At 43.1% G+C, this 5,021-nt stretch carries 10 protein-coding genes; 4 read left to right on the top strand and 6 right to left on the bottom strand.

Translation table 11 applies throughout. The annotated features are described in order from the left end of the window. The 5 genes from Q397_RS24900 to Q397_RS0119850 form a co-directional block, all read right to left on the bottom strand. A partial coding sequence (locus Q397_RS24900; RefSeq protein ID WP_156950817.1) for a transposase occupies positions 1-234 on the bottom strand: 234 nt, incomplete at its 3' end. A 344-nt stretch (positions 235-578) separates the two neighbouring features. Next, entirely contained in the window at positions 579-1,115 is a 537-nt protein-coding gene (locus Q397_RS0119835; RefSeq protein WP_028880870.1) for a hypothetical protein, read from the bottom strand. A gap of 393 nt (positions 1,116-1,508) precedes the next feature. Next, complete coding sequence (locus tag Q397_RS0119840; protein WP_028880871.1) at positions 1,509-1,811, bottom strand: hypothetical protein; 303 nt, start codon at positions 1,809-1,811, stop codon at positions 1,509-1,511. Continuing rightward, positions 1,808-2,161 carry a hypothetical protein gene (locus Q397_RS0119845; protein ID WP_028880872.1) on the bottom strand — a complete coding sequence of 118 codons (354 nt, stop codon included), beginning with the start codon at positions 2,159-2,161 and terminating at the stop codon, positions 1,808-1,810. Before Q397_RS0119845 ends, Q397_RS0119840 begins: the two co-directional genes overlap by 4 nt. Beyond that, positions 2,161-2,433: a DUF6626 family protein gene (locus tag Q397_RS0119850; RefSeq protein ID WP_028880873.1), complete on the bottom strand. Its 273-nt coding sequence runs from the start codon at positions 2,431-2,433 to the stop codon at positions 2,161-2,163. Before Q397_RS0119850 ends, Q397_RS0119845 begins: the two co-directional genes overlap by 1 nt. A gap of 106 nt (positions 2,434-2,539) precedes the next feature. On the opposite strand from Q397_RS0119850, the gene Q397_RS0119855 reads away from it, so the two are divergent. Further along, on the top strand, positions 2,540-2,896 hold the full coding sequence (locus tag Q397_RS0119855; protein ID WP_028880874.1) for a hypothetical protein: 357 nt from the start codon (positions 2,540-2,542) through the stop codon (positions 2,894-2,896). On the opposite strand, the gene Q397_RS0119860 is transcribed toward Q397_RS0119855, so the two are convergent. Then, complete coding sequence (locus tag Q397_RS0119860) at positions 2,893-3,444, bottom strand: recombinase family protein (RefSeq protein ID WP_028880875.1); 552 nt, start codon at positions 3,442-3,444, stop codon at positions 2,893-2,895. The genes Q397_RS0119855 and Q397_RS0119860 overlap by 4 nt on opposite strands. Positions 3,445-3,778: 334 nt before the next feature. Between Q397_RS0119860 and Q397_RS0119865 the strand changes: the two genes are divergently transcribed. The 3 genes from Q397_RS0119865 to Q397_RS23600 form a co-directional block, all read left to right on the top strand. Continuing rightward, positions 3,779-4,603, top strand: a complete 825-nt coding sequence (locus Q397_RS0119865) for a hypothetical protein (protein WP_028880876.1) — start codon at positions 3,779-3,781, stop codon at positions 4,601-4,603. Positions 4,604-4,615: 12 nt separating this feature from the next. Then, complete coding sequence (locus Q397_RS25150; RefSeq protein ID WP_156950818.1) at positions 4,616-4,807, top strand: hypothetical protein; 192 nt, start codon at positions 4,616-4,618, stop codon at positions 4,805-4,807. A gap of 58 nt (positions 4,808-4,865) precedes the next feature. Then, positions 4,866-5,021: transposase (locus Q397_RS23600; RefSeq protein WP_038015038.1), on the top strand; the 156-nt coding region annotated here is incomplete at its 3' end.

Below are 5,021 nucleotides of genomic sequence, written 5' to 3' on the forward strand. Positions count from 1 at the left end.
AAGATGATCCCAAACACCAGCCTTTCGCCAACGAACAAACCTATTGTAACAGGTCGTATATGAACCGTAGCGTTCAGGCACATCTGCCCAAGGAGACCCTGTGCGAAACCGCCAGAGAATGCCGTTCAAAACACGGCGGTCATCTACACGTGGAACGCCTCGGCTTTTTTGAGGCAAAAGCGGTTCAATGATCGACCATTCATAGTCTGTAAGCTCAAAACGGCGGCGGCTCATAATTCCCTCCAAATCTTTTGGAAGGTTGAATCATATTCAAGCTGATACAGGAAGGAATTTTATGAGTTTACGGCCTAGTTAGGTTGAGGTCTATCATTGAAAGCACCGGATGAATTTACATCAAATGCAACACTTCTAAGAGAAGTTGTCAAATTTGGTGCTGATCGGTAACTAACTGAAAAGCAATGTGTAATCAAAAATAAAGAGTCTCTTCATATAGTTGATAGGTGATTCCAGATATTGCTTCCAGCACAGGAAAGTAATTTCGAGGCAATAGTTGAAAAGCACATTTTAAGGCGAATCCAGTACGCTGGTGCGCCTGTCATATTGTTTTACATAATCTTTCAATTGTGTCTGTTAAAATAAGAATGGACGTTTTTTTGAATAGTATGCTCTTTTGAAATCAACCACCTCATCTGCTCATTAAGCCACGTTGTTTGTGCAGCAGATGCATATATGCGAGCAAGTTGAAAGCATTTCACAATTCCACGAATGAGACCAACATCGTTTGTCTGTAGCAACGGAAATGCCCGGTTACGAATGTTAGTCGTCAGGGAAGCGATTTGTTGTGGTGTTTGCTCCTTCTTTTCCAATGATGACTTGAGCATGAATAACCATTGTTTGGTGGCTGTCAGTTCGCGATCAGCATCTGTCCGCACCCGGTGATGTTCCGGGTTGAGACAACCTTTATGCCCACAGGTGTTTTTCAAGCGATCCGATGCGTCCAGTTCTACCTGATGATGTTGCTGGTAGAAAAACTTCTTGGCACTCTGACGTTTGCCGTTCCGGGTGATGACGGCTTCACCGCTCTTCATCTGGCCCAACCAATGCCAGCACTCATTGCCATCGGTGAAATAGAGTTGTGTTGCTTTACGGGCCATAGGCGACCTCTTCAAGTTGTTCTTCTCTGAATCGCCTTATATGATGAGTGCTGTTGATTCGTCATTTTATAAATGAGCTAAAATTAACGGGGTATCGTATATACTTTTTAGAGTCAGATACCTCAGAATTGATATTTAAAAAGGACTACCCCAAATAAGAGGGGGAAATATATGGTATCTTTGATACCATAACTACCTCCATCTCATCCGTGATAGACATCTCTTCTTTCAAAAACCACTTCCGAGCCATCCTCCTGAACCACGTCGTTTGCTCGCCATTCGCTGACGCTCATCATGCTCACTCATGACAGGCATTTGGGTTGAAGGAGGTTTGACGTCAAGAGATCAGGAAATTCAATCCGGCGAAAATTAAAATCGGCGATGACTCCGGAATCAGAACTGCACATCAAACCCAATCAAACGGGCATGAGTATTTTTCAACACTTCCATGACTTGATGCGTATTGAATAACCAGAGCGTCAGAATGACCTGACCACGGCTGCGGATTGCTTCATTGACGAAATATTGTAACTCATCAAAGCTATAGGCATTTCCTACGCTGACTTTGCCATTGATTTCTAGCAAATTGTGAATAAGCACGGTAACGCCCGGATGGTCAATTTCTATATCGATTTTAATCGGATAATAGGCAATGTTCGATTTTGTTGCTGGGACAAATGGTTGAAGTGAACTCATGCTCCACCTACCAGACAGTTTTGCAGTTCATCCAGATTAATGGTGAAAATGTTACTCGCATCGACACGGATGTTAACGCCCCAGATTTTGGCTTTAACACCATTGGCGATGAAGTTTGCACTATCGAATGTTTCAATGAGGGGGATGCTTATATCATAAAGCTCGTGTGGAAGTACAATACGGCCCGTGACCTTTATAAAGGTGATGTCGTCTGGCGTCTCAGTTTCAAGTGTTTGGATCAGGACACTATGCCCTTCTATTTCAATTTTGTCGCAAAGCCTTTTTTTAGGTGTGTAGCCTAGTGGGAAATTACCGCAAAGATGAACCGGTATAATGGATATTTTGGTCATTACAGCACCTCATCGATTTTCATGATGTAATGGTACAGCCACGCCTTGAGGTCTGCATCTGGTGTTTCTTCCCAGCACTTGCTCATAAACGATTGCAGCGTGCGATATGCGTCATCTGAGGGCTGTTTCCCATTGTAGCGGAGGGTCGGCACGTAACCGCGAGAACGTCCCATAGAGTGGCTATAATCAGCGTAATCATGGATGAAATAATTTGCTCTTAGAAATTCGTAGACCTGTTCATATAGCGGCAGGCTTTGCGATTTTATCAACATGGATAAATCTCCTGTGTAGTTGAAATCCACAGCTATTTATCCCGATCAACATTGTTGATGTTCATGGCGCATAAATAGTTGATAATTCACTACAAGGATAATCTCGATGCGTTATAACGAATTTCAAATTGAAGAAGCAAAATCAGCATATCAAAAGCTGTTTTTCTGGAGCATATCTGTACAAGCAAAAACCATGTCTCGGATAACACCATTTCACCTTGAGGAACTGTCAGTTTCATTTCCAATACTGAACGCCATCACAGCTAACGTGAGACAAATCCAGCTTCAAGGTACGGGCGATTGCGGCCAGCTCATTTCTTTTCTGGTTGATGTTGCTTTGTTCGCTGCAAATCAAACTGAATCGATGGATTTTGTACTGAACCCAACGGTCCTGTCTCTAGGGCATGAAGACGCAGAACTAACCCTGATTGATCCTGAGATAAGTGTTGTAGGAGGCGTTTAACCGGCGCTTTTTAGTATTCTGTGTACTGACATGCGGCTGATATTCAATTCGGCTGCAATCGCTGATGGTCCCATTCCATTCGCTTTCAGTTCAGCAACTTTGCTACGGTCAATCGACTTCTGCCTTCCGCGATAAACACCTTTTGTTTTGGCTTTTTCAATGCCCTCACGCTGACGCTCTTTTATGAGCGTCCGTTCAAATTGGACCACTGCTCCGATAATTTGCATCTGCAATTCCTGAAAGGGGTTGCTTTCACCATCGAAAACAAGGTTCTCAGAATGGAAATGAAGTGTTACCGATTTGGAGTTCAAGTTTTGAATAAGTTGCATGAGGTCAGCAAGGTTTCGTGCAAGGCGATCAATGGAATGGACATGAATTGTGTCGCCTTCCCGCGAGTATTCAAGCATCTGCTGTAACGCGGGTCGGTTTTGGGTGCTGCCGGTACACTTATCTTCAAATGTTTTATCGAATTGGATTTTTGTACCAGCTAGTTGGCGTGCACTGTTCTGGTCGGTCGATGACACTCTGATATAGGCTATTTCTGCCAAATGGTTCTCCTGTCACATTAGGGTCTAAAGTTTATATCAGATTATGTAACATTAATCAATAATAACTTATATGTTACATTTTTGGCGTAACAGGCCAGTATTATTTTACGGTATAGCCATATGTTACCAATAACGGTGAAGTGCTCAGGTGCCGGTACTGGTGAATCGTTTTTTAGATACTTGTTTTTGCTTCGGCGAATGGTTGCTGAACTTCGCTAGTAGGGCCGTTCGATAGACAATTACTTCTTGAATATTTGTTGAAAAAAACATGTCGCCAAGACTGTTTTGCGTGCATATAAGGCATGTTCTCTAAAACTAACGACGAGAACGAACTATGAAAAATTATCTCAAAGACGGCAACCAATTTATCAGTGATGAAAAGTTGTTTTTCGACCGCTTTTTATTGGCAGTTTTTGCACAGGGTACACGCTTTTATTACACGTCTGCCGCGCCTTATGTTTCAAACAAGGACATTGAATGGGATGTATCCCGAAAAGGGGTGCTGTATCGTGTTTTCTCAGAACGGGAAGGTGTTGCGGTCAATGGCTGGGTGCCAACATGGCTCGAATGTCATGTAGACGGGTTATCAGATACTGTGGGGGTAAGCGCAAAGGGTGAAACATGGCAGTTGCAATTTGATGAAGATTACTGGACCGGCGAATTAAGGTGTACGGTTGATGGAGATCAGGAAGCGGCCAATAAATGGGTTGAAGACGCTTTAGAGAAAGGAACTTCATTCTATCAGGACTATGAATATGTTGATGAAGATACTCACGCAATTTATTGCGATTTTGAACGTGTGAAAAACGCAATCAAACACCGCCGAATTAGTCAAATGATGGAAGCCGCAACAGATTGGTCGGTTTTGTCTACACCTCTTATAGTAGGTAAGGTTAAGTTATCACGGGCTGTGGAAAATATGATCGAAAATGCGACTTTCCACGAAAGTAGCGGACCAGATTTGATCTACTCTTACGACGATGAGCCAACAGATTCATTTATTCAGTGTAGTGAAGGGCTTTCTGTTTATTCGGCTGAAGATTACATGCTCGTGTTCAAGGATATTGAGCAAATTGAGTATCAGCCAGACAGGCAGCAGTTAATCGGCTACTTCAAGAATGATTGGGATGCGGTGGCATTCCGGTTTGCTAATACGTGATTGGAGGCTACAATGAAAAAGTTTGTTGAACTTCAATCTGATGCTAATTCTAGTGTGTTACATCAACAATTCACGTCATTGCATTTTCACATTTTTGGTAAGTTGCTAGGTATTCCGTGGAGGTGTACTTGTTTGGCGCAATTGGTGTTGCAAGCTGCAACAGACCCGGAAGATGTTGTTAATGGCGTAGCCCCCAAAAAGTGATCCACACGAAATGTTAGTTTTTCTGGCTTATTCAAATCCATGGATAAGGAGAAAAGACATGGGAAAACTGAAACGACCAACGCCTGAGCAGATCATCACGAAGCTTCGAGAAGCCGAGGTTATCATTGCCCAAGGCAATACGATTGCTATCGCAGCTCGCAAAATCGGTGTGACTGAACAGACCTATTATCGTTGGCGCAACCAATATGGCGGC

This window comes from Terasakiella pusilla DSM 6293, assembly GCF_000688235.1.
GTDB lineage: Bacteria > Pseudomonadota > Alphaproteobacteria > Rhodospirillales > Terasakiellaceae > Terasakiella > Terasakiella pusilla.

Bases quoted from the DNA above. Each gene is read 5' to 3' on its own strand.
- Q397_RS0119835 (WP_028880870.1), bottom strand. From the start codon at position 1,115: ATGGCCCGTAAAGCAACACAACTCTATTTCACCGATGGCAATGAGTGC.
- Q397_RS0119840 (WP_028880871.1), bottom strand. From the start codon at position 1,811: ATGAGTTCACTTCAACCATTTGTCCCAGCAACAAAATCGAACATTGCC.
- Q397_RS0119845 (WP_028880872.1), bottom strand. From the start codon at position 2,161: ATGACCAAAATATCCATTATACCGGTTCATCTTTGCGGTAATTTCCCA.
- Q397_RS0119850 (WP_028880873.1), bottom strand. From the start codon at position 2,433: ATGTTGATAAAATCGCAAAGCCTGCCGCTATATGAACAGGTCTACGAA.
- Q397_RS0119855 (WP_028880874.1), top strand. From the start codon at position 2,540: ATGCGTTATAACGAATTTCAAATTGAAGAAGCAAAATCAGCATATCAA.
- Q397_RS0119865 (WP_028880876.1), top strand. From the start codon at position 3,779: ATGAAAAATTATCTCAAAGACGGCAACCAATTTATCAGTGATGAAAAG.
- Q397_RS25150 (WP_156950818.1), top strand. From the start codon at position 4,616: ATGAAAAAGTTTGTTGAACTTCAATCTGATGCTAATTCTAGTGTGTTA.